The sequence below is a fragment of the uncultured Ligilactobacillus sp. genome, from assembly GCF_948826705.1.
In the GTDB taxonomy this organism is placed as follows: domain Bacteria; phylum Bacillota; class Bacilli; order Lactobacillales; family Lactobacillaceae; genus Ligilactobacillus.
Genome location: NZ_CAQLEL010000093.1, coordinates 1 through 22,878, shown reverse-complemented (window position 1 = coordinate 22,878; position 22,878 = coordinate 1). Strand labels below are relative to the sequence as shown.

The 22,878-nt window shown below is 39.3% G+C and carries 18 protein-coding genes, 1 tRNA gene and 1 pseudogene; 8 read left to right on the top strand and 12 right to left on the bottom strand.

Annotated features, from left to right (window positions below; translation table 11 throughout):
- Positions 1-106: 106 nt before the first annotated feature.
- The 5 genes from trpS to Q9Q35_RS06280 all read right to left on the bottom strand — a co-directional run bounded on the left by trpS (position 107) and on the right by Q9Q35_RS06280 (position 5,851).
- Positions 107-1,123 (bottom strand): tryptophan--tRNA ligase, encoded by a 1,017-nt coding sequence (gene trpS, locus Q9Q35_RS06300; protein ID WP_304652622.1) that lies wholly within the window; start codon positions 1,121-1,123, stop codon positions 107-109.
- A gap of 271 nt (positions 1,124-1,394) precedes the next feature.
- Entirely contained in the window at positions 1,395-2,837 is a 1,443-nt protein-coding gene (gtfA, locus tag Q9Q35_RS06295) for a sucrose phosphorylase (RefSeq protein ID WP_304652621.1), read from the bottom strand.
- Between the two features lie 15 nt (positions 2,838-2,852).
- Positions 2,853-3,683 carry a carbohydrate ABC transporter permease gene (locus Q9Q35_RS06290; protein WP_304652620.1) on the bottom strand — a complete coding sequence of 277 codons (831 nt, stop codon included), beginning with the start codon at positions 3,681-3,683 and terminating at the stop codon, positions 2,853-2,855.
- A 12-nt stretch (positions 3,684-3,695) separates the two neighbouring features.
- Entirely contained in the window at positions 3,696-4,574 is an 879-nt protein-coding gene (locus tag Q9Q35_RS06285; protein ID WP_304652619.1) for a carbohydrate ABC transporter permease, read from the bottom strand.
- A 2-nt stretch (positions 4,575-4,576) separates the two neighbouring features.
- Positions 4,577-5,851 (bottom strand): extracellular solute-binding protein, encoded by a 1,275-nt coding sequence (locus Q9Q35_RS06280; RefSeq protein ID WP_304652618.1) that lies wholly within the window; start codon positions 5,849-5,851, stop codon positions 4,577-4,579.
- Between the two features lie 149 nt (positions 5,852-6,000).
- Between Q9Q35_RS06280 and Q9Q35_RS06275 the strand changes: the two genes are divergently transcribed.
- On the top strand, positions 6,001-6,831 hold the full coding sequence (locus Q9Q35_RS06275; protein ID WP_304652617.1) for an AraC family transcriptional regulator: 831 nt from the start codon (positions 6,001-6,003) through the stop codon (positions 6,829-6,831).
- On the opposite strand, the gene Q9Q35_RS06270 is transcribed toward Q9Q35_RS06275, so the two are convergent.
- From Q9Q35_RS06270 to Q9Q35_RS06260, 3 genes are all read right to left on the bottom strand, one after another.
- The gene (locus Q9Q35_RS06270; protein ID WP_304652616.1) at positions 6,822-8,450 is read right to left on the bottom strand and encodes an alpha-glucosidase; all 1,629 of its coding nucleotides are present in this window, start codon (positions 8,448-8,450) and stop codon (positions 6,822-6,824) included. The two genes, Q9Q35_RS06275 and Q9Q35_RS06270, sit on opposite strands and share 10 nt — an antisense overlap.
- A 12-nt stretch (positions 8,451-8,462) precedes the next feature.
- Complete coding sequence (locus Q9Q35_RS06265; protein ID WP_304652615.1) at positions 8,463-9,572, bottom strand: ABC transporter ATP-binding protein; 1,110 nt, start codon at positions 9,570-9,572, stop codon at positions 8,463-8,465.
- Positions 9,573-9,687: 115 nt separating this feature from the next.
- Positions 9,688-10,536, bottom strand: a complete 849-nt coding sequence (locus Q9Q35_RS06260) for a helix-turn-helix domain-containing protein (RefSeq protein ID WP_304652614.1) — start codon at positions 10,534-10,536, stop codon at positions 9,688-9,690.
- Positions 10,537-10,656: 120 nt separating this feature from the next.
- On the opposite strand from Q9Q35_RS06260, the gene Q9Q35_RS06255 reads away from it, so the two are divergent.
- The 3 genes and pseudogenes from Q9Q35_RS06255 to Q9Q35_RS06245 all read left to right on the top strand — a co-directional run bounded on the left by Q9Q35_RS06255 (position 10,657) and on the right by Q9Q35_RS06245 (position 13,310).
- Positions 10,657-11,703: a cation diffusion facilitator family transporter gene (locus Q9Q35_RS06255; RefSeq protein ID WP_304652613.1), complete on the top strand. Its 1,047-nt coding sequence runs from the start codon at positions 10,657-10,659 to the stop codon at positions 11,701-11,703.
- A 33-nt stretch (positions 11,704-11,736) separates the two neighbouring features.
- On the top strand, positions 11,737-12,255 hold the full coding sequence (gene msrA / locus Q9Q35_RS06250) for a peptide-methionine (S)-S-oxide reductase MsrA (protein WP_304652612.1): 519 nt from the start codon (positions 11,737-11,739) through the stop codon (positions 12,253-12,255).
- 105 nt (positions 12,256-12,360) lie between these two features.
- Positions 12,361-13,310, top strand: a pseudogene (locus tag Q9Q35_RS06245) (MFS transporter).
- 165 nt (positions 13,311-13,475) lie between these two features.
- Here Q9Q35_RS06245 and Q9Q35_RS06240 read toward each other — a convergent pair.
- Genes Q9Q35_RS06240 through Q9Q35_RS06230 form a run of 3 tightly spaced genes read right to left on the bottom strand, consistent with a single transcriptional unit; the run spans position 13,476 to position 16,414 of the window.
- Positions 13,476-14,678 carry an ABC transporter permease gene (locus Q9Q35_RS06240; RefSeq protein ID WP_304652611.1) on the bottom strand — a complete coding sequence of 401 codons (1,203 nt, stop codon included), beginning with the start codon at positions 14,676-14,678 and terminating at the stop codon, positions 13,476-13,478.
- Positions 14,665-15,372, bottom strand: a complete 708-nt coding sequence (locus Q9Q35_RS06235; RefSeq protein ID WP_304652623.1) for an ABC transporter ATP-binding protein — start codon at positions 15,370-15,372, stop codon at positions 14,665-14,667. The genes Q9Q35_RS06240 and Q9Q35_RS06235 overlap by 14 nt, the downstream gene beginning before the upstream one ends.
- Positions 15,365-16,414: an efflux RND transporter periplasmic adaptor subunit gene (locus Q9Q35_RS06230; protein ID WP_304652610.1), complete on the bottom strand. Its 1,050-nt coding sequence runs from the start codon at positions 16,412-16,414 to the stop codon at positions 15,365-15,367. The genes Q9Q35_RS06235 and Q9Q35_RS06230 overlap by 8 nt, the downstream gene beginning before the upstream one ends.
- 229 nt (positions 16,415-16,643) lie before the next feature.
- Here Q9Q35_RS06230 and helD point away from each other — a divergent pair, with 229 nt between their 5' ends.
- From helD to Q9Q35_RS06215, 3 genes are all read left to right on the top strand, one after another.
- A complete protein-coding gene (gene helD, locus Q9Q35_RS06225) occupies positions 16,644-18,917 on the top strand; it encodes an RNA polymerase recycling motor HelD (RefSeq protein ID WP_304652609.1) in 2,274 nt (757 codons plus the stop codon).
- Positions 18,918-18,996: 79 nt separating this feature from the next.
- Positions 18,997-19,069 (top strand) — tRNA-Thr (locus Q9Q35_RS06220).
- A gap of 132 nt (positions 19,070-19,201) precedes the next feature.
- A complete protein-coding gene (locus Q9Q35_RS06215) occupies positions 19,202-19,783 on the top strand; it encodes a sigma-70 family RNA polymerase sigma factor (protein ID WP_304652608.1) in 582 nt (193 codons plus the stop codon).
- A gap of 44 nt (positions 19,784-19,827) precedes the next feature.
- On the opposite strand, the gene Q9Q35_RS06210 is transcribed toward Q9Q35_RS06215, so the two are convergent.
- Positions 19,828-21,933 (bottom strand): Cna B-type domain-containing protein, encoded by a 2,106-nt coding sequence (locus Q9Q35_RS06210; RefSeq protein ID WP_304652607.1) that lies wholly within the window; start codon positions 21,931-21,933, stop codon positions 19,828-19,830.
- Positions 21,934-22,371: 438 nt separating this feature from the next.
- Between Q9Q35_RS06210 and Q9Q35_RS06205 the strand changes: the two genes are divergently transcribed.
- On the top strand, positions 22,372-22,623 hold the full coding sequence (locus tag Q9Q35_RS06205; RefSeq protein WP_304652606.1) for a hypothetical protein: 252 nt from the start codon (positions 22,372-22,374) through the stop codon (positions 22,621-22,623).
- The last annotated feature ends 255 nt before the right edge of the window (positions 22,624-22,878 follow it).

Sequence of the window (22,878 nt, the reverse complement as noted above, 5' to 3'; positions counted from 1 at the left end):
TCTACTTAATTAAAGTACCTTTATCCTATCATAACTCTCTCACAGATCAGCAATCAAAAACATTGCTCACAAAAAAAGACTGTCGAAACAGTCTTCTTGTGTAATATTAGCCAAAGTAGTTGACCCCGATAGCGTCTCTAACTTCAGCTAATGTCTGTTCTGCTACTGCATTAGCCTTTTGACTACCTTCTTTTAGCATTGCATAAACACTTGGTAGGTCCTTGGCAAATTCTTCGCGTCGTTTTCTGATCGGACCCAGTTGTGCTTCCAAGACTTCATTTAGGTAGCGTTTGATCTTCACATCACCTAAACCACCAGCTTGGTAGTGTTCTTTTAATTTTGCCACTTTTTGTTTGTCTGGATCAAAGATGTCTAAATACGTAAAGACCATATTTCCTTCGATCTGTCCAGGATCTTCAATGTGGATGTGATTAGGATCAGTATACATCGACATTACCTTTTTGCGTAGAGTATCTGCGTCATCAGCCAAGTAGATCGCATTTCCCAAAGATTTACTCATTTTAGCATTACCATCAAGACCTGGCAAACGTCCAGAACCTTTAGGCGGAAAGACGCCTTGTGGTTCAACTAAAACTTCCTTGCCATAGATCGAATTAAAACTTCTAACGATCTCACGTGTCTGCTCTAACATCGGTTCTTGATCATCACCGACTGGAACTAAATTAGCCTTAAAAGCAGTGATATCAGCCGCTTGACTCACAGGATACGTGAAAAATCCTGCAGGGATAGAACGCTCAAAATTCTTTTGAGCGATCTCAGCTTTGACAGTTGGATTGCGTTCTAGGCGTGAGACTGTAACTAAATTCAGATAATACAAATTGAGCTCTGCTAATGCTGGGATCTGTGATTGCACAAAGATCGTCGATAATTTAGGATCGATACCGACTGCTAAATAATCTAAGGCAACTTCGATCAATGAATTTTTGATCTTTTCTGGATCACGCGCATTATCCGTCAAAGCTTGTTGGTCTGCGATCATGATAAATGTTTCATATTTTCCCGTATTTTGCATCTCAACTCGATTTTTCAGTGAACCGATATAGTGCCCGATATGAAGCTTACCTGTGGGACGATCACCTGTTAAAATAATATCTTTTGCCATAGTTTTCCTTCCTTTATCTTGAGCGCAAAGCTAGCTGACCACTAAAAAACGCCCTAATACCATATAGATATTAGGACGAATTACCGTGGTGCCACCTAACTTGCAAAAATGCCGCTCAATCACTTATCTAGTTGTCTTCTCACGGCATCCAATTCATAGCTCTTACATCTCTCAGCTAAACGATGCATCTCTGTTAGGTGACCTACTACTCACTACCGTTTTGCGAAGTTTATCTTAATTGTAGTAGATGTTAGTGCAACTGTAAAGTGATTTAGAAAGTAATTTTTTGACCATTTTCTTTGACTTCGTAGCTAAAAGTTGCAAGATCGACCTTTAGTTCACTTACCGTTTGTCCATCAGCACTTGTACGTTTAATGTTAAATCTATGTTTAGTAGGTGTTGTGATCTCAAACTTTCCATCTAGTTCAAATGCTTTTGAACGATTGCGATAGGTAAATAATTTAAGCAAAGATGCTACGACTGGACGTTTCACTTCGCGCTTTATCTCTTCATTACTGTAATAATGTCGATTGATATTGCGCCCTTCTTTTGTTTTTTCTAATAATTCGATATCATTTTTTCCTGCTAAAAGCCCGACATAATAAACTTGAGGGATCCCTGGGGCAAAAGCTTGGATCAAGCGACTGATAAAGTATTTTTTATCATCATCTCCTAAAGCCGAATAATAAGTCGTGTTGATCTGATAGATATCTAAATTATTGTATTCAGCTGATGAATATTTACGTTTGACATTAGCCCCGATCTCATAAAGTTTATTAGTCGTAAGCTCGATCTCTTCATCGGTCAAAATATCTTTGACATCGACGACTCCGATCCCATCGTGAGTATCAAGTGTTGTAAATTGTTTCATCGGACTATCGCTCAACCATTCGACTAAACGAGTCGCATCTTGACTATAAAGCGTATATAACACGACCATCGGCAAAGCAAAATCATACGTAAAATAATCATGCTGTGTCAATTTTCGTTGGATCGTATAGTGTTCGTGGATCTCTGGCAAGATCAGAGCATCTTTTTTAGCTACGATCGCTTGGACTTCATCTAATAACTCCCAGATCTCAGGTTCGACAAAAAAATCATTGGTATCAAGTTTTTTTATCGCATAAGCAAACGCATCCAAGCGAATAACTGTTGCTCCGTGTTTTATCAATTGATCAAGCGTTTGTTTGATAAATTCTTTTGTTACTTTAGCTTTAATATCTAGATCGATCTGCTCTTCTCCAAAAGTATTCCACAAGTATTCACTACTGCCATCAGCAAATGTTATCTTTTGTTTAGGAGCACGATCTTTTCGCTTATAGATCAGATCGATATCTGCTTTAGTTGGACGTCCTTTAGGCCAAAATTTATCCCAACTCAAGAATAAGTCACGGTACGGACTTTCATCTTTATTAGCTTGTAGATCTTTATAGTATTTTGATTGCCGTGAGATGTGATTGATCATAAAATCAAACATCAGATAATATTTTTCACCTAAAGCTTCAATTTCATTCCAAGACCCAAAAGCTGGATCGACTTTGGTATAATCGACTGGCGCAAAACCACGATCACCTGTTGAGGGAAAAAATGGCAGTAGATGTAGGCCTCCAACGGCATCTTTGAAGTGTGTCTCCAAATTATATTTCAGATCTGTTAAATTTTCGCCTAAACTATCTGCATATGTGATCAACATCATTTTGTTCTCTAATTTCATCTATATTATTCCTTTCTATTTAACAGCACCGTTACTCATACCAGCAATGATATTTTTTTGGAAGATCAAGTAGACGATCGTGATCGTGATGATCCCGATCACATACGAAGCAAAACTTGGTCCGTAATCGTTGAAATATTGACCAGTATAGTTGTATTGGAACAGTGGCAAAGTCCACAACTTGCTATCTTTGTTTAGGATCAATAACGGCAACATAAAATCATTCCAAAACCATAAGGCATTGATGATCAAAGTCGTGGCATGCATCGGTTTTAACATCGGAAAGATGATCTTAAAATATGTGGTGAACTTGTTAGCTCCATCGATCTGTGCGGCTTCATCTAGTCCCTCTGGAATACTCATCTTGATGTAACCAACATACAAGAACAATGTTTGTGGGACCGCATAAGTGAGGTATAACAATACTAATCCCCAAATATTAGCCAAGCCGATCTTACTCATCATTACCGTTATCGGGATCATGATAACTTGAAATGGAACAAAGATCCCTAAGATCAATAACAGATACATAATACTGTAAGCTTTCTTTTTAGACATATTTCGTGCGATCGAATAAGCAGCCATCGGAACAAAGATCATGACCACCACGATGGATAAGATCGTGACGATCGTTGAATTCAAGAAATAATCTCCGATCCCATCACTAAAAAGACGTTTGTAGTTATCCAGCGTCCAAGGATCAGGCCAAGCAAAAAAATTATCCATGATCTGCTTAGTCGTCTTAAATGAGCTCAAAACTGTATAAAGTAGTGGCAATAAGATCAAGATCCCTCCACTTACTAAAAGAAGATAGCTCCAAAAATTGCGGTTATTTTTTTCTTCCATGTTCTCTTCTCCTTACTTATCGATTTCGTACTTACTTGAGATCTTGATCTGGATAAAGGAGACGATCGCTATCAAGATAAACAAAACGATCGCTATCGCATTAGCATATCCGTATTGATTATTATTAAAGGCATAGTTATAGACCAATAGACCTAAAGAAGTCGTGGCATCACTTGGACCACCACTTGTCATCGCAAAGATCTGATCAAAGGCGGTCAGACCTGCTTTAAGTGCCATAATAAAGACGATCGAGATACTTGGTAATAGATAAGGCAATTCGATCTTCCAAAAGATCTGGTGTCGATTTGCGCCATCAACTTTAGCAGCTTCTCTGATCTCTTCTGGAATACTTTGTAGACCAGCTAAAAAGATGATCACTGGCATAGCGATCCCTTGCCATAAAAGAACAAAGATCACCGCAAAAACAGCCCCACCTGGTGTCCCCAATAAGCTCGTCTCTAAGGCTTCAAGGCCCAGCATCTTACCCAGTGTTGGTAGACCGTAGTTGAACAACTGTTTAAAGACTAATGCGACCGTCAGACCTGATAAAACAGCTGGGAAAAAGAACCACGCTCTAAAAAATGTTTTCCCCTTGATCTTAGAATTCAAAGCTTTAGCTAACACGATCCCTAAGCTGATCTCACCTACGATCAAACAGACCGTCAAGATCAAAGTAAAACCGATCGCTTTTAAAAATTTTTGATCGCCCAATAAGATCTCATAGTTTTTTAAACCCACAAAATTAAAGTTATAAGTCAACCCTGTCCAGTCAGTCAAACTGTAAAAAGCACCTTGCAACATTGGAAAATAAAAGAAGATCAGCTGTAAGCAAAGTGGCACGAATAAAAAGATCCAGCCCCAGTTTTTCTCAATAAATTTTCGTTGTTTCATCACTATCCCTCCCGATCATTAGAAACTTTCATCGGATTAAAGAACGTATTCAAAGAATCCACCATCTCTTGTTTGTCACCGTTCATCAAATAATTAGTCGTCAAGTTGAAGAAATCATTTTCACTCGTCCAATCTTGCGCTAGCCAGATCATTTGGTGTTTAGTGAAGGCCAACTTGGATAAACCATACAACGGTGAATTTGTTCCTGCTTCTTTGACACCTTTAACAGCTACAGGACTTCCATCAACATCATAATATTTTTGCATGGCTTTTTTAGTCGTCATATAAGCTACAAATTTTTGTGCTGCCGCTTTATTTTTTGAATTTGCTGAGATCGAAAGCGCTAAGTCACCTGAGCCAACTGTCAATTCTTGCCCTGGTTCATTACCTGGAAAAGCAAAAGTCCCAATTTCAAAATCTGGTTTTTGTTGTTGGATCATCGCTAACGCCCAGGAACCATTTGGCATGATCAAACTTTTTTGTGACGCAAACGAAACGACAGCATCGTTATAGCTTGCCCCACGCCAATTCTTTTGCGCAGCATCTTTCATCCGCAAAAGATCTAATCGTTCAAAATCTTCCTTGAGATATTTATTATCGACTTTTAAAGCGTTAGGCTCGGAATAGCGTAAAAGTTCATTTGCTTGTTTGCCTCCACCAGTCACAGTCGCTAACGCCAACTGATGATAACCGTTCAACGTCCATGGTTCTGTACCTGCGATCGCAAAAGGTGTTTGGTCTTTTGCGATCAATTCTTTGACCAAAGCCTCAAACTCATCCCAAGTCTTTGGCTCACTGACACCTAATTTCTTAAAAGCTGTCTTATTGTAAAAGAAGCCATAAACATTAGCAGATAATGGAACGTTATACACTTTACCGTTTACTTTAAAGCGTTTTTCAAAATCATTTTTGATATTTTTCAAATAACTTTGATCTGAAAGATCTTCAAAATAACCAGCTTTTGCCCATTCTTGGAAATCGATATTTTGTGGATAAATATTGACCACATCGGGCATATCTCCTGCTAAAACACGTGTCTTCAAAACAGTCCCTGCATTAGGAACATCGGTCAACTTCACATGGATATTTGGATTTTCCTTTTCAAAATCATTGATGATCTCTTTTAAGGTCGGCGACATCTCTTTTTTCTGGTTAAAATACTCGATCGTGACCTTATCGCTTGTTTTGGTAGCTTGCTCATTATTACCACAGCTCGCTAAACTGACGCTTAAACCCAAAATACCTACAACACTTAATAATCCCTTAAATAAGCGCATCTGCCCTCTTCCTTTCATAGATAAAAATTGTAAACGTTTTCTATAATGCTATTATAGAAATTTTTTTAGTAAAAAAGAATGGTAAAACTGTGCTATAATATGTCATAATGATCACAAAACATTTTGACATAAATTAGAGGTAAAGACGTATGCATTCGGAATATAGCACGGTAAACAGTGAACATTTTGACTTTAAAATTTTGTTTTTTGGTCGTGAGCAGACAAAAGCAAACTACGCATTTTCTGGGAACAACACTCGTGACCAATACGTTTTACATCTCGTCTTGAAAGGCTCGGGTGTCTTTAGCAGTGCTGGCAAAAAATTCACTAAATTAAAAGCGGGCGATCTCTTTTTATTGCCTAGATCAGTCCCATGCTTTTATCAAGCAGATGCTAATGATCCTTGGGAATATCTTTGGATCGGTTTTTCAAGTACCAGTTTTGAAGATATTTTAGTTAACAGTAAACTTTATCCTGATTTTTACTTAAAAGATGTTAAAAATAGTAAATTCAGTCAAGAATTATTAGCCTTTTATGATAAACTCCACCAAACGCCGACACTACCAGAGCAATTACAGATCCAAAGCGACTTTCTAGCTCTTCTTTCCACCTTCTTAAAAGAATATCCTGCCAATAGGTCGGTCAGTCAAAGTACAGCTTCACGTACCTTTGTCCAAGCAAGAGATCACTTGCAAAAGGCATATACCACAGGGATCAATATTTCCGATATCTGTGCTCAATTACATCTTTCGCGTAGTTATTTGTACACTTTGTTCAAACGCTATTTAAGCCAAACACCTCAACAATATTTAACAGATCTACGCATCGCGCACGCAAAAAAACTGCTGATAGAAACGACCGATCCGATCGATTCTATCAGCAGCCAAGTTGGTTACAAAGATGCCTTCACATTTTCTAAAGCATTTAAACGAAAAACTGCTTATAGCCCGCTAGAATATCGCAAGAGCTATCATAAATGATCTGTTATTTCAAAAGCTAAGGCTTCATATGGGCGTAACTCTAGCTTTGCCAGATCACGTGGACTCTTATCGTAATTAGCGATAAATGGTGTTTGGATCTGATATTTAGGTAACGCTACTTTTTGAACGTCTTTAGAGAAATTGGCGATGACTAAAACGCTTTGACCTTCATAGCTACGCACATAGGCAAAAACTTCTGGTGCTGTCTCTAGTAGGGTATAATCTCCGTAGACGATCACATCGTGACTTTTACGATAAGCGATCAATTTTTGATAAGTATAAAAGATCGAATCCTTATCCGCTAAAGCAGCCTTAACATTTATCGTCCGATAATTAGGTGCAACTGCTGACCACGGTCTCACAGCCGAAAAGCCAGCGTTTTTTGTTGCATCCCATTGCATTGGTGTTCTAGCATTATCTCGCCCTTTATGCGAGATCATTTGTAAGAGTTCGTCATTTGAGTATCCTTTAGCCTTGTATTCTTGATACATATTTTTGGCCTCGATATCATCAATTTGTGTAATATCGGTAAACTTCAGGTTCGTCATTCCGATCTCTTCACCTTGGTAAATATATGGAGTTCCCTTTAATAAGTGCAATACGATCGCTAACATCTTTGCACTTTGAACTCGGTAAGCCCCATCATCTCCAAAAGCAGAAACTGCCCGTGGTAGATCGTGATTACTCCAAAATAAACTGTTCCAACCAACATCAGCTAACTCTACTTGCCATTTAGTGATAACTTCCTTTAACTTGGCAACAGAAAGTGGTCTGGTAAACCACTTGGGTCTATCAGGGAATTGATCTAGTTGAACATGTTCAAATTGAAAGACCATTCTCAATTCTTTTTCTTTGGGGTCAGAATATAATTTAGCGATATCTGGTGTTGCACCCCAAGTCTCGCCGACAGTCACCAATTTAGTATCTGCCAAAACATTTTGGTGCATCTCTTTTAGATATTCATGTAGCTTAGGTCCGTTACTTGTGATATTTTTTTCTGGAATTTTGCCGATCAGATCGATCACATCCATCCGAAAGCCACCGATCCCTTTAGCGACCCAAAAATTCATCATATCGTATACTTCAGCTCGGACTGCCGGATTTTCCCAGTTTAGATCAGGCTGTTTTCGACTGAATTGATGAAAATAATACTGTCCACTTGTTTCATCATATTCCCAAGCTGGGCCGCCAAAAACACTCTTCAGTTCAGTCGGCTCTTTACCGGCTTTTTGATCGCGCCAAATATAATAATCACGGTACTTGCTCTTTGGATCATTTTTAGCTTCGATGAACCATTGATGCTCATCTGAAGTATGATTGACGACTAGATCCATTACGATCTTTATCCCACGTTGCTTAGCCTGCTTGATCAAAGCTTCCATCTCAGCCATCGTCCCAAATTCTTGCATGATCTGACGATAATCACTGATATCATAACCATTATCATCATTAGGTGAACGATAGACTGGACATAACCAAAGCGCGGTCACACCTAATTTTTCTAAATAATCCAATTTGGAAATGATCCCAGCCAGATCACCGATCCCGTCATCATTTGTATCTTTGAAACTGCGCGGATAGATCTGGTAGATCACCGCACTTTGCCACCATTTTCCCATATTTTCGCCTTCTTATCGATTCAAATTGATTTTTGTTGCTGGATCAAAGAAGTGTGCCTTATTTAGATCAAATCCCATTGTCATCTTTGTTCCTGGCTTAACATAATCACGTGCATCAACTTTAGAGACAAATTCAGTCTCACCTAATTTACTGTAAAGTTGGGACTCAGCACCTAATAGCTCTGAAACTGTAACTGTCGCTTCAACTTTGGAGTTCGGGAATGTATCTAAGAAAGCATTTTCAGTATGAATATCTTCTGGTCTGATGCCCATGATCACTTTTTTATTATCAAATCCCTTATCCTTTAATAATTTTAATCGTCCTACAGGAACTTCGATCTCAAAGTTCTTAGCATCATCATAAACCTTGCCATCTTTAACGGTCACATTGAAGAAATTCATCGCTGGTGCTCCGATAAAGCTACCGACAAAGACGTTAGCTGGATCATCATAAACCTCTTGTGGTGAGCCGACTTGTTGGATCTTACCATCTTTCATGATCACGATCCTATCTGCCATCGTCATCGCTTCTGTTTGATCGTGAGTCACATAGATCGTAGTCGTCCCCAATTCTTGATGCAATTTTGCGATCTGAGCCCGCATGGAGACCCGCAACTTAGCATCTAAGTTAGACAAAGGTTCGTCCATCAAAAAGATCGGTGCATCGCGCACGATCGCCCGCCCCAAAGCCACACGTTGGCGTTGTCCCCCGGATAAGGCAGCTGGTTTACGCTTCAAATATTCTGTTAACCCTAAAATATCAGCTGCATGTGATACACGTTTTTTTATCTCTTCTTTGGAGTATTTACGCAATTTAAGCCCAAAAGCCATGTTATCATAGACTGTCATATGTGGATAAAGTGCGTAATTTTGGAAGACCATCGCAATATCGCGGTCTTTTGGTGCAACATCATTGACAACACGATCATCGATCTTAAATTCACCTTCAGAAATATCTTCCAACCCCGCGATCATCCGCAAAGTCGTTGATTTACCACAACCTGAAGGACCGACAAACACGATAAATTCTTTATCTTTGATGTGTAGATCAAAATCTGTTACCGAGTAATCTTCTGCGTTATCATACTTCTTATAAATGTGATCTAAATCCAATTTGACCATTTTTTTCACCTATCCATTTCTTATTGATGACTTTATTATATGCGGTAACGCTTTCTTAAACTAGCAAAATCTGCCCAGATCCACGCTCTTTTTTTGTGCACATTGACTAAAAAACTCATAAAGTCAAAAGATAGCAAAACATCAAGTCATCCATCTTCTTTACATCCAAACCGCTTTCTGCTGCAAAACGATTCAATTTATACTGCAATGAATTGCGATGTAGGTATAACTTCTTTGCCGCAAGTGACGTATTGCCCTGCGTATGGTATAGAGCTTGAATGATCTTTTTTAATTGTGGATCTTTTAAAAAAAGCCTTTGATAACTTTTGAGAAGATAACTTTGCTTGCGACTTTGATGCGTAAAATATTCTAACGCACCTTTAGTAGCTGTCATGACTGTCGTATTTTTGTCAGTGCTTCTTTCAAACATCGCTTGTTCTTCAGTAAACAACTGTGCTAGATCAAGCTCAGTTGGCCAAGGGTCTCCGATAAAAAACTTAGTCTTCGTGTTCAATTCAGCATCTAAGCTCTGGGCGATCCCTAAAAAATCAACACTTTCATAGGAAGTGGGACCGACTCGCTCAACTAAGACAAATTCGTCATTTTTCAGCTGAAAACATGCTAAGATCTCAGTCATAAACATTTCTCTTAAAGCTTTTTTCCACGTTGTCAAAGAAAATTCCGAATTTTTTAATTCGACCTTTCCCAAAATGAAGCGAACTTTTCCCTCAATAGATGGTTTTTCACCCTTACCACATAAAAAAGCTTGCCAACGATCGTAGTGTTTGACAGGCTCGCCCAATAAAACTCGTAATAATTCCAGTTCTCTGTCTGTTAGATCTACGTTGGTCAAATTCAAATATCCTTTTTCACATATAAAACTCACACTTTCTGGTGTAAGTTCTGGACGCTCACTTACCTCTGCTGTGGAGTATAGTTGTAAAATGTCATCTAACTTTGTCACCTTTTCTCACCTCATATTTTAAATATATCAATTTTTTATCTTAAACAAAACTAATAGCTACCAGTAGATTTTCATCTGTACTATAATGTAGTTAAAATCACACTAAAAGGAAGGTTACAAATGCGTGATGTCGATAAACATCTAAAGCGCGAATATGAAGACTGGGAAAAAGTTCAAGCTAAAGAATTAAATAAACTAAATGCTGCAATGCGTCACCTCTCTCTCAATGTAGGGGCATATCTTTTGATATCGATCATCGAGTGGATCTTAGCTTCGATGAGCCATTCGCAAACTCTACGCGCTGATGCTTTCAACAATTTATCCGGGATCATTTCGACCTCGTTACTAATGATCGGGATCCATATTGCCCGAGATATTGATGACGACGATATCGCTGGTGTCGTTCCCTTACCTAAACTTTCTTTACACAAGACTGGTAACGATCAGCGTATCCAATTCACACGGTTTCGCTATGAAACGATCTTTACTTTAGTGACCGGGATCGTTATGATCGCGATCTCTTTGAGCGTTATCATCCAAGGGATCACGGGCCTATTTTCGCCCGACAAACGCGTCGTTCCTCAACCGATCGCATTAATTGGGGCTGGTATCGCCAGTGTGATCATGTTATTAGTCTGGTATAACAATAAAAAATGGGGCCATAAATTGCAAAATGCTTCATTGATCGCTTCAGCGCAAGATAGTTTGAGCGATGCTTTGACCAGTTTAGGTACCTTGATCTCGATCGCTGGCGCACTGTTATTTCAGATCAGTTGGCTCGATGGGGCGACGAGTATCTTAGTGGGATGTTTTATCCTTTATTCTGGAGCCCGGATCTTTATGGAAAGTAGCTTGAATCTAGCTGACTATTTCGATCCTAAAGCGGAAAATGCTTTTCGAGAAGCGATCAACAACATCAAAGGTGTCACTGAAGTCGATGAACTAAAAGCGCATTATAATGGAAATTTAGTCACTGTTGATGTTGTGATCATCGTCAATGCAAATATGAATGTTCTAGAAAGTTATCATTTAGCCGAATATATCGAAGACATGATGCGCCGTAAATTCGGGGTGATCGATACCGATGTGTCATTTATCCCCGACACCAATACGATCAACGCTAAAACGACTAAAAATCTTTCTCCTAGAAAACGCCGTCCTCGTTGAACTTTAAACTAATCAAGAAAGGTGATCTTTATTATGGAAACAGAAACTGCAATTTTTGCTGGTGGGTGCTTTTGGTGTATGGTCAAGCCTTTTGACACTTATCCTGGTATCAAAAAAGTTATTTCAGGTTACACTGGTGGGCACACCGTTGATCCGACCTATGAAGAAGTCAAGACCCAAACAACTGGACATACTGAAGCTGTCCTGATCGAATTTGATCCGACGATCGTTTCATATGAACAATTAGTTGAGATCTACTGGAACCAAACTGACCCAACTGATGCGATGGGACAATTTCAAGATCGCGGTGACAGTTATCGACCCGTGATCTTTGTAAAAGATGACAAACAACGCAGGATCGCAGAAAGATCACGTCAAGCTTTAGCTACTAGTGGTCGCTTTGATAAACCGATCGTGACCAAGATCGAAGATGCCAAAACTTTTTATCCTGCAGAAGACTATCACCAAGATTTCTACAAAAAAGACCCCTCCCGCTTTGCCCTAGAAGAAGCAGGAGGCCGGCAAGCATTTATCGAAAAATATTGGAAATAGATAGATCCGAGTTTGCCTATTTGGCAGACTCGGATCTTTTCATTAAATATTTTTTATCTTTTTCACTAAAAAATCACTTACGAAATACTTGATCACTTTGCTATCATGATCACTGTTTTCACTTTATATAAAGAAAGGATCGATCAATTGGAAACAACGATCAAACAAGCACGTGTACAAGTAGATCGCCCTATGCTAGCTATGCTCGGCGTTTTGATCGGGGCTTTTGTGGGAATGTTTTCAGAGACTTCTTTGAACATCGCTTTACCCCAACTCATTTATGTCTTAAATATTTCAACAGCTAGTGCTCAATGGCTCGTCACAGGATATATGTTAGTGATCGGGATCATTTTGCCCTTTTCAAGCCTATTGACTAAATGGTTTTCTACCCGTCAATTAGTGATCTTTGGGTTGAGTGATTTTCTTTTAGACGCTATTATTTCAGCACTTGCCCCTCTTTTATTGGTCGGCCGTATGATCCAAGGGATCGCAACTGGTATCATCTTGCCTTTGATGTTTACCCTTGCTATGCAGATCTTTTCCCCTAACAAGCTAGGAGCATAATGTTACCTGGTGGGATCGTAAATGCTGTCGTTTCAGCGATATCTGGCCGACTTTACGATAAAAACGGCGCTAAAGCTCTCGTGCAGATCGGCTTTATATTAGCCTTGATCGGTGCTGTAATGTTAACTTTCACCAGCACGACCAGTTCGATCGGTCATGTTATCTTGGCACACGTCATTTTGATGATCGGTTGTCCTTTGGCTATGTCGCCGGCTCAACCCCATGCCTTAAACGTTTTAAACAATGTCCAAGCAGCTGATGGAAGTACGATCATGAATACTTTACAGCAGATCGTGGGGGCAGTTGCAACTGCTTTAACCACCTTACTTTTAACTTTTGGTGAAAGTATCGATCCAAGTGCTAAGTCCACTACAGTCTTTACGACTGGGTTCCATTATGGGATCTACTTCACTATTGCATTAATTATTTTAGGTTTGATCATTTCGCTTGGCTTGCGTAAAAAAGAAAAACAATCACTAAAGAGGCTGTGACATAAGTAAAGACATCTTCAATTCCAAACGTTGGAATTGAAGATGTCTTTACTTATCCTAAAAATACTAGTTTTTGTAACAACAAACAACGAATAGTAATTCTTTAGCAATAGTTTTTATTAATATATATAATACAAAAACTACTTATGTTACAGCCTCTTAGTTTTATCTTAAAATATCGATCAAATTTTTATTAGCGGCTTGGCGTGCTGGTAAGAGTCCAAAAATGATCCCAACTGCTGTCGAGACTCCAAACGCCAGTAAGAACGAATTGAAGGTCACCACCGCTGTGATGTTGCCTGGCATAAATTTTGCGATCGCATGCGCAAAGAGCCAGCCAAAACCAAAGCCGATCAAGCCGCCACTGACGGTCAACATGATCGCTTCAAGAAGAAATTGCAACAAGATATTGCCTGGTGTTGCTCCGATCGCTAACCTGATCCCGATCTCTTGCGTACGTTCAGAAACTGAAATATACATCATATTCATGACCCCGATCCCAGCGATAAATAAAGATATCCCAGCGATCGCACTAATGAAAAGGGTCAACGTATCCATCACCTTTGAAAGTTGTTCTAACATACTTCCTAGATCAAAGAAACTATACTCACCTTGATCTTTAGCGGTCGCATTCTTTTTCAAATAATCAACGACTTTATTAGTTACTTTAGACGCATTTTCCCCCTTAGCGATCGTCAATTTCAAACTATTTCCCTGCGTCTTACTCGTTCCATTAGCAAAGTAGACATCTTTAGGAACGATCACATCACCTGAAGTTGGATCAGTTGCCTCGGCTAGTTGATTTTGGCGATAGATCCCAGCAACGATATAATTGGTGTTATTGATGAAGACAGGTGTGCCGATCGCACTTTCAATATCTCTATATTCACGTTTAGCTAACGCCTTAGTGATCAACACTTGGGGTCTAGCTTGTAAAAAGGTCTGTTGCGTAAAATTCTTGCCTTCTATGATCAAGGAATTATCGATCGGTTTAGTCGTTACGCCCAAGGTGACCGTCGTATCAGTGGCATTGCCAAATTGAGCATAGCTTTGGATACCGGCTGTTTTAGTATCGATCTGAGCTTTTTGGACTTTGCCCGAGAAGTTTTGTTCGATCGCTAAAATATCATTTTGCTTAAACCCGATTGCTTTTGGATCAGTCGACATAAACTCGATCGTTGTTGTCTGTTCACCACTACCAGTCGTCTTAAAACTATCGATCATCTGCTTTTTGACCCCATTTCCTAAGGCGATGATCGTGATCACAGCTGCGATCCCAATAATGATCCCGATCATCGTCAAGAAACTACGCTTGGGGTTGACTTTTAACGACTGCCACGCTGTTTTTAGTAATTCAATAAACTTCATTAGCATCCCCCTTTGGCTTATGATCTACATCTTCTGTCAAACGTCCGTCTAAAATATGCACCAAGCGATCAGCCTGAGCCCCCACATTAGGATCATGGGTCACAATAATGATCGTTGTATCGTTATCGTGGTTTAGTTGTTTGAATAAAGCCATGATCTCTTTAGAGGTTTCACTATCCAAAGCACCAGTCGGCTCATCTGCGATCAAAAATTTGGGATTTGTCACGATCGCTCGGGCAATAGACACTCGCTGTTGTTGGCCCCCCGAAAGATTTTTAGGTAATTGATCCTCATAGTCTGCTAAACCTACCGCTTTTAAAACTTCACGGACACGCTCTTTGATATATGCTCGTTTTTGTCCAGCGTACAACAAAGGTAGTCCAACATTTTCTGCGATCGAAATATTTTGGATCAACTTGAAATTTTGAAAGACAAAACCCACATTTTGATTTCGCAAACTGGAAAATTGAGCCCGTGTGTACTCATGGATCGGATGTTCATAGTAAAAATAAGTACCTTCAAACTGATCATCCAAAAATCCTATAATATTGATCAAAGTCGATTTTCCTGAACCTGATTGGCCCATGATCGCCAAAAATTCACCTTGAGCGATCGTTAAGTTGATATCGTGGAGCACATGATAGCTATTTGTGCCTTGAACATATGACTTATTGATATTTTTTAGCTCAATCATTGGTCTCAACTGTTTTTCCATCTTTTAACCCCTTATCTGGATCGACGATGACCCGCTGACCTTTATTCAATCCACTCTTAACGATAAAACTTCCATTAGATGTCGTTCCTGTAACTGCGATCCGCTTAGCTTTTCCATCTTCTACTACATAGACATGACCATTTTTGACACTGGTCTGCGGAATTTGCACTCCTGACTGGGTGATCATTACATTGAGCGTTTGACCTGCCATAAATTTCGTACTATCTAATGGAGCAGTCAACTCATATTTAGAATCATTGGCTTTACTATTTTGCGCAGGTGTATTGGCTAAGTAGCCTAATTGAGTCATTTGTTCATGCTTAGTTGCTAGAGCCGTTACTTTGAGGTCTTGACCGACTTTGACTTTAGGATAATCATATTCTGAGAGTTGGGTACTCAGCTGAAGATCATCCGAAGATAACATCACACTTGGTTGCCCAGTCTTATCATATTCAACTGTTACCGTCCCAGCAAACGGTGCAGTAACAGTGCCATTAACGCGACCATTGAGTGTATTTAATTTATTTTGCGCATCGGTCACTTCTCCGCGAGCATCTTCAAGTTGGTTACGCGCAGTCGTCACTTGTGTTTGCATTTCAGTATAACCTTCATCATCGCGACTCAATTGAGCTAACTGTCTTTGCGCTTGTTCGACTGCTTGTTGTTGCTGGTTGACTTGACGATTTGCTTTAGCCAAGGCTTGGCGTGCCTCCGTTGCTTGTTCTTCATAGGATTCGCTAAAAGTCGTCATCACCGCTTGGCCTTGCTCCACATGGTCGCCGTTTTGAACAGTCACACTTTGCGCTTTACCTGAAGTTGGCGCTAAAACTTGACTTCTAACAGCTTCAACTTTCCCCGAATAAGTCAATGGAGCGGCTTGACTGACCTTGACCGTTGTATATTTCTTATTTTCAGTGGTAGGTGTACTTTTTTTCAATGTGCCATAAACCAAGTTCCCCACCATCACTAAGACAACTGATCCCAATAGGATCTGCCACCATTTGAATCTTTTTTGTTTCATAAAAACTCTCCTTAACTATTTTTTACAAGTATACCCATTAACCAAAAATCTTACAACTAGTTTCACTGTAAATAATTTTAAACTTGCTAAAACGCTTTTTAGCCTAATTGGTCATTTTTGTCACATATCTGCAATAGATCCATGTTATAATAACCTGACTGCTTCTAAACTTTAGTAATTACTGAATTTAGAAGCTTTTTGCACGTTTCATACAGAAAGGATGATTTGCTTGGATAATGCAAAAAAAGTTGAACAAGCTCATGTTGATCAAGTTGAAAAAGAGATCACGCGCCAACTCATGCTAAATGAACACGAGTATCAAAAAGCTCAACTTGAAACTTCACTGGTCGAAAAAAATTATGGACAAAATGCCAAGATAAATACTTTTGAAATCGATGATCAAATGGAGACCAATGCCGAAGTTCAACAACAAAAGCAATTGGTCGCTAAAAACTTAGAAAATGAAAAGATCTTAGCCAAACAAGTCAAGACCCTAAAGCAACTCAAGAACTCGCCTTACTTTGGGCGGATCGATATCCTCGATCCAGGTGAAACAACACCTGAAACACTTTATATTGGGACTGCATCCCTTGTAGATGAACACCAAAACTTTTTGATCTATGACTGGCGGGCTCCGATCTCCTCAATTTATTACAATGGTACTTTGGGAAAAGTTACGTACGAAACACCAATGGGCGAATTGGAGACGAATTTGCAAAAGAAGCGCCAATTTACGATCGTTGAAGGTCAGATCAAAAATATGTTTGACACTAACGAAACTGTTGGCGATGAAATGCTACAACAAGTCTTGGGTGAACATAACGATGAGTATATGAAAAATATCGTGGCGACGATCCAAAAAGAGCAAAACGATATCATTCGTGATACCAAACATGAATTACTACTAGTTCAAGGTGTGGCTGGATCTGGTAAAACATCTGCCATTTTACAACGGATCGCCTTTTTGCTCTATCATAGTCGTGATAAACTCTCAGCTGATCAGATCGTCTTATTTTCGCCTAACTTGCTCTTTAGTCACTATATCTCTGAAGTTTTGCCAAGTTTAGGCGAGCGCAATATGCGCCAAGTAACGCTAGCTGAATTTTTAGCACAACGTTTCCAAGGCTTAAAAGTTGAGACACTCTTTGATCGTTATGAAAAACAGCGTACCCTTACATCTGACCAAAGAAAGATCCGTGCTAAAAAAGAAGAGGCTAGTTTCATGGATATGATCCAAAACTATCTTTACCACTTAGATCCAGCCGAGCTATGCTTTAGTGATATCACTTTAGATGGCGGACAAGTGTTCTTTTCAAAAGCAGAGATCACTGAGATCTACCAAGGGCTCCCCTTGAAAATGAAACCAGCACAACGCTTCTACGAGACCAAAAATATCTTGATCAAGCGTCTCAACCGGCGGATAAAACAAGAAGCAAAAGCCAGCTGGGTCTTAGAAAAAATTGATAATTTAGATGACCGTCAATACTACGACTTATTGGGCACTAAGACACGTGGCCGTTTTCAAGCCGTTGATGATGAGATCGATCATTTAGCGCGCAAGATAGTTGAACAGAAATTTGCGATCATCTATGATGCGCTCTATAATGACTATTTCTTAGACATTTATGCACAGTATCAGCACTTTTTAGCCCAAACGCTTCCTGAAAGTGTCACTGAATTCAGTGAACGCCTAGAATTTCATAAGATCGCGCTAGAAGACTGCGCACCACTACTTTACTTACGTGATCTTTTGACGGGTAGTGGGCAAAATCAAGGGATCGCTCATCTTTTTGTCGATGAGATGCAAGACTACACTTTACCACAATTGATCTGTCTTAAGCACTGCTTTCCTCAGGCCAAATTGACTCTATTAGGCGATAGTGAACAAGCACTCTTTAATCCGCTCCAAACACCACAAGCTTTATTAGATCTACTTGAAAAAAATCTCAAACCGCGCTCTAGTCACGTTGTTTCGCTAAATACAAGTTATCGTTCGACCGCACAGATCACCGACTTTATGAAGGCTTTATTACCTGATGGAGCTACGATCAACTCATTTACTCGTGATGGTAAATTACCTCAGATCATCGCTTCACCCGATCAAGCTAACAGGTTTATAGCCTTGAACAAGGCTTTACATCAACAGCTCGCGACAAATGATACTGTAGCTTTGATCACCAAAGATCTTGCACAAGCCAAAATGCTTTATCAACAGCTTCATCGTGAATTTTCGCCAACTTTGATCGGTGATCGAGATCGGGCTTTACCAAAAGGCGTTGTTATCTTGCCGATCTATCTCGCTAAAGGCCTTGAATTTGATGCCGTCATCGCTTACGACATCTCAAAAGAAAGTTACCCCCTATCTGATCTTGGGATCTTGTATACGATCTGTTCACGTGCAATGCATGAACTGACCTTGATAACGATCGGTGAACCTTCACCGCTCTTACGGCAACTTTCGCCTAAGCTATACACACTTAAAACTGAATTAGTGCTCAAATAGCAAAATTTTTTTAATTTTATTCCTTTTTTGCTTGCACAAAATTACTCAATCATATATACTAATCTATGTATTGAGTAATGCCATTTTAGCTCAGCAGGTAGAGCACCACCATGGTAAGGTGGGGGTCACCGGTTCAAGTCCGGTAAGTGGCTGACGTTAAAGACCCGTAAATTAGATTTACGGGTCTTTTTTTAATAATTTTCCTTATTTGACTTCATTGCTGGTGCTTGTTTGTTGCTAACATCTGTTATATTCAAGTTATCAAACATATTGGAGTGATCACGATGGAAAATGATTTAGAATTGACCAACTTATTATTTCAACTAAAGACTTTCGCCGACAGCTTAGCCTTGCAACTATTAGTTAAAAAATACCAGCCAATGATCTTAAGCTTGATCGGTCATTTTCACTTACAATTTTTAGATACCGATGACCTACTACAAGAGGCTCGGATCATTTGTTATCAAACAGCTTGTTCCTTTGACCCAACTAAAGCCAACATTACTTTTGGTGCTTACTTCAAGCTCAGCCTCTGCAACCATTTTCGTTCGCTCTTGCGACGTGAAAATGCCCAAAAACGTCTGCTAGAAAAACAAGTCATTTCACTTGAAGGGCTACTTTATGAAAAAGGTGACATTTTGCCGATAACGCTTGGTGATCTTGAATTAAGAATCGAACTTGAATTACTTTTGCAAAAGCTACCGACCTTACTCACACCTTTGGAATACCAAGTTTTTTGTGCTTATCTTCATTATCAAAAAGCTTCTCTTGTCGCCCAAAAACTCGAGTTAAGTCAAGCTCAGATCAATAATGCCATGCAACGCTATCACCATAAACTAGCTCGCTGGTATCAAAAAAATGGTTAACGTCCTATTTTAGATAGAACATTAACCACCTACATTATTTAATTTTAATAACAAATAATATATCCTGGGAAGAAATTCATCCCGTGGTGTTTACCATTATGATCTTTTTTAGGCACTTTTGGTTTATGGCAATGTTTCGGATAATTCAATGGTGGACAATAACGATTGATCAAGGTCACTTGATTTTCACCTGTGTTTACTTGGTGGGTAAGATATCCTTTGATCTGTGTGACTTCTACAACTTGATATTTGATAGCTTTACCATTTTGTTTTGCTGGTAAGTCTTTCCATGTGTATTGCCAGTTATTCTTAGCACTAAGTTCGATCTTACCACCGTAGACCTGCCCGTTAGCATAGAGTTGCACTTGGACGGATCTAGGGCGAATGCAAGCATAGTTGTTGCTATCTTGCCAGATTTTTTTGACTTCAAATTTAGTTGTCGCTGGTTGATAGCTATTGATCAGATCATAGCCATTGACCTTAGTTTGATAGTCTTTAACTGGCTCTTCGGTGATAGCGTAATTGATCTTCTTACCTAAATAATATTCAGGAACATTTTTAAAGCTATATTGCCAGTTATCTTTAGCTGTTACTACCTTACTTTGAACTTTGTGACCGTTAGCGATCAAATTGACTACGATCTTTTCGGGACGTTTGCCATCTTGGTTATTTTTATCTTCCCAAGTTTTTTTCCCTGAAATATCGATCACTTTGGCTTTATTGACTACGTGTTTGAGTAATGGTGCTCCCATCACAAATTCAGTCGCTTTGATCTTTAGTTGTTCATCAGTAACTTGATATCCTTCAGGCGCCTTAGTTTCAACTAAGGTGTAGTTATCACGCAATAGACCTGTGACCTGAGCAGTACCGTCAGCGCCAGTCGTCACAGTTTGAACACGTTCGCCAGTAGAATCACGGATCACATCAAAAACAGCGCCAGAAAGTGGTTCACCTAATTGATTTTCTTTATGGACTTTGAGTGTGTAGGTGTAACCCATGGCATCCCCACTGGAAGCTTGGTAGACAACATTAGCTGTATATTCGATCGGTTCTAAATTATCAGCAGTCATTTGCGCCTTGTTGTTAAAAGCTTCACCAGGTACTGGATCATGACCTACTTCAACTTGATAAACGATCAAATAGCCTTCACCATTGATATCACCTAAATCAAGATCAAAGCTTCTTTGATCGGCAGCCACATTGACTTTGTATTGCGAAGTCACATCAACTTCATTGGCCAAGAAAAAGCCGTTACTACTGTTCCCATTTTGTGTTAATTGCCAGTCACCTTTTTTGATCGAAAAGCTACCAGCCTTATATTTTAAGCCAGCTGATACCAGCATATCCTTGATCTTAACATTTTGGTAATCTTTCTTACCGCCATTGACCCGGATCGCATATTGGATCACTTTGCCTTTTCCGTCTACAAACCACGTAGACTTGGAGAAAGCTTCCCTGGAATCATCGTGACGATTTTCATAATCGATCTCGCCTAAAGGTTTGACTTGACCATCAACATCAAGTGTTAACATAAGCTTTTTGCTTTCTTTAACGACCTTAGTATCAACCCGTAAAGCCAAGGTAAGTGTCCCACTGATATCGGAATGTTTTTCCACAAAGTCAGTATAGACCATCTTGATCTGCTTGTTAGTTACATCGACCTTTGCGTGGGCTACGATATTTCCTTGTGTATCTTTGATCTCAAAATCAGTATTGCGCACTAAACGTAACTCAGTAGGCAATTGGATGAGCGAATAATCGCCTTCTTTGACTTGATTATTAGGCAAAGTAAAGCCCATTTTTAAGGTCAAGTCAGTGTACTGGTCGATTTTGGTCACTGCTTTTCCATCGGCTGTTAACGACAATTGTTGCACATCTGCAATAACTTTGGTCGGCGCCCGTGGATTTATCTCAGACACCGCTTCTTTTTGGACTACCTGTGTATTTGTTTCAGGTCGAGCAGTATTACCAGCAGATGTTGTTGTTTTCTCCACTACTTCTTGTTGCTCTTGGGTAGCTTGTTCTTTGGTGGTAACTACACTAGTCGCTTGCTCGCTTTGAATGTCATCTGCAACTGCTACTAGTGGGGTCGTAAAGAACGCGCCAATAAACGCTAGTAACACCAAGTAAACACTCATTTTTCTTCTCATTTTTATTCCCTCCAAAACACCCGGGATGTTCAATAAAATTTTAAACACCAAATATCGGTCGTGCACTACCAACAATTAAATAATACCACAACTTTTTAATTTGTACATAATTATTTTTTAATGTATATTCAACTTAAATAGATGGATTTACATAAAAGTTATTAATAATAAATACATATATCTTTATATTACATATTTGCTAGTGATATCAATATTTCGTACCTAATTCGGAGATAATAACTAAAAAGATCACTGAGAAATTAGACCGATTCTTATGTAGTTGCCTTTGGTTTTCTACTATTAACAAATGTAAAAAAGATGAGCGTAATAGCTTCTATTGAGCCATATACGATCATCTTCTATGCATTTATATATATTATACACATAAATAAACTTACCGAAATGTTCCATTTTTACCCAGTATGAGTCTTATAACATTTGAGAAATGGTAGAAAAAACCGCGTGCGATATAAATACCAAAAAGCTAAAGACGGCATGTGGACCATTTCTTTTGAACGCAAAAATGGAGGCGATTTTGTATTTTCCCTCAATGGTCTTGAAGTCATGACATACCCCGGCAACACGCCGTTCTCCTTTGCCTCTGTCGGGGCTTGCGTCACCAACAAAGGCGAGGTCAAGATAACAGAAGTTGCCTATGAGCAATGGACATATCCTGCTGATTCCGAATAAAATCACCGGCCGGATTCACATCCAATCATTTAGAATACAGGAATGAAAACATTAATATATATAATATTAGGTTTATTTGCGACAATAATTCCATTTAACACCATCGCACAGTCTAATGAAAGGACTTACCGCCAGACTTATGCCGACGGCTCCTATGCAGATATTACTGAAAAATCGGATGGCACGTCTACACGTTACAAAGACAGCTTTCCGTTTCTTGCACACCTTGCATAACATGGGTGCTGCACCAGAACC

Bases quoted from the DNA above. Each gene is read 5' to 3' on its own strand.
- trpS (WP_304652622.1), bottom strand. From the start codon at position 1,123: ATGGCAAAAGATATTATTTTAACAGGTGATCGTCCCACAGGTAAGCTT.
- gtfA (WP_304652621.1), bottom strand. From the start codon at position 2,837: ATGAAATTAGAGAACAAAATGATGTTGATCACATATGCAGATAGTTTA.
- Q9Q35_RS06290 (WP_304652620.1), bottom strand. From the start codon at position 3,683: ATGGAAGAAAAAAATAACCGCAATTTTTGGAGCTATCTTCTTTTAGTA.
- Q9Q35_RS06285 (WP_304652619.1), bottom strand. From the start codon at position 4,574: ATGAAACAACGAAAATTTATTGAGAAAAACTGGGGCTGGATCTTTTTA.
- Q9Q35_RS06280 (WP_304652618.1), bottom strand. From the start codon at position 5,851: ATGCGCTTATTTAAGGGATTATTAAGTGTTGTAGGTATTTTGGGTTTA.
- Q9Q35_RS06275 (WP_304652617.1), top strand. From the start codon at position 6,001: ATGCATTCGGAATATAGCACGGTAAACAGTGAACATTTTGACTTTAAA.
- Q9Q35_RS06270 (WP_304652616.1), bottom strand. From the start codon at position 8,450: ATGGGAAAATGGTGGCAAAGTGCGGTGATCTACCAGATCTATCCGCGC.
- Q9Q35_RS06265 (WP_304652615.1), bottom strand. From the start codon at position 9,572: ATGGTCAAATTGGATTTAGATCACATTTATAAGAAGTATGATAACGCA.
- Q9Q35_RS06255 (WP_304652613.1), top strand. From the start codon at position 10,657: ATGCGTGATGTCGATAAACATCTAAAGCGCGAATATGAAGACTGGGAA.
- msrA (WP_304652612.1), top strand. From the start codon at position 11,737: ATGGAAACAGAAACTGCAATTTTTGCTGGTGGGTGCTTTTGGTGTATG.
- Q9Q35_RS06240 (WP_304652611.1), bottom strand. From the start codon at position 14,678: ATGAAGTTTATTGAATTACTAAAAACAGCGTGGCAGTCGTTAAAAGTC.
- Q9Q35_RS06235 (WP_304652623.1), bottom strand. From the start codon at position 15,372: ATGATTGAGCTAAAAAATATCAATAAGTCATATGTTCAAGGCACAAAT.
- Q9Q35_RS06230 (WP_304652610.1), bottom strand. From the start codon at position 16,414: ATGAAACAAAAAAGATTCAAATGGTGGCAGATCCTATTGGGATCAGTT.
- Q9Q35_RS06215 (WP_304652608.1), top strand. From the start codon at position 19,202: ATGGAAAATGATTTAGAATTGACCAACTTATTATTTCAACTAAAGACT.
- Q9Q35_RS06210 (WP_304652607.1), bottom strand. From the start codon at position 21,933: ATGAGAAGAAAAATGAGTGTTTACTTGGTGTTACTAGCGTTTATTGGC.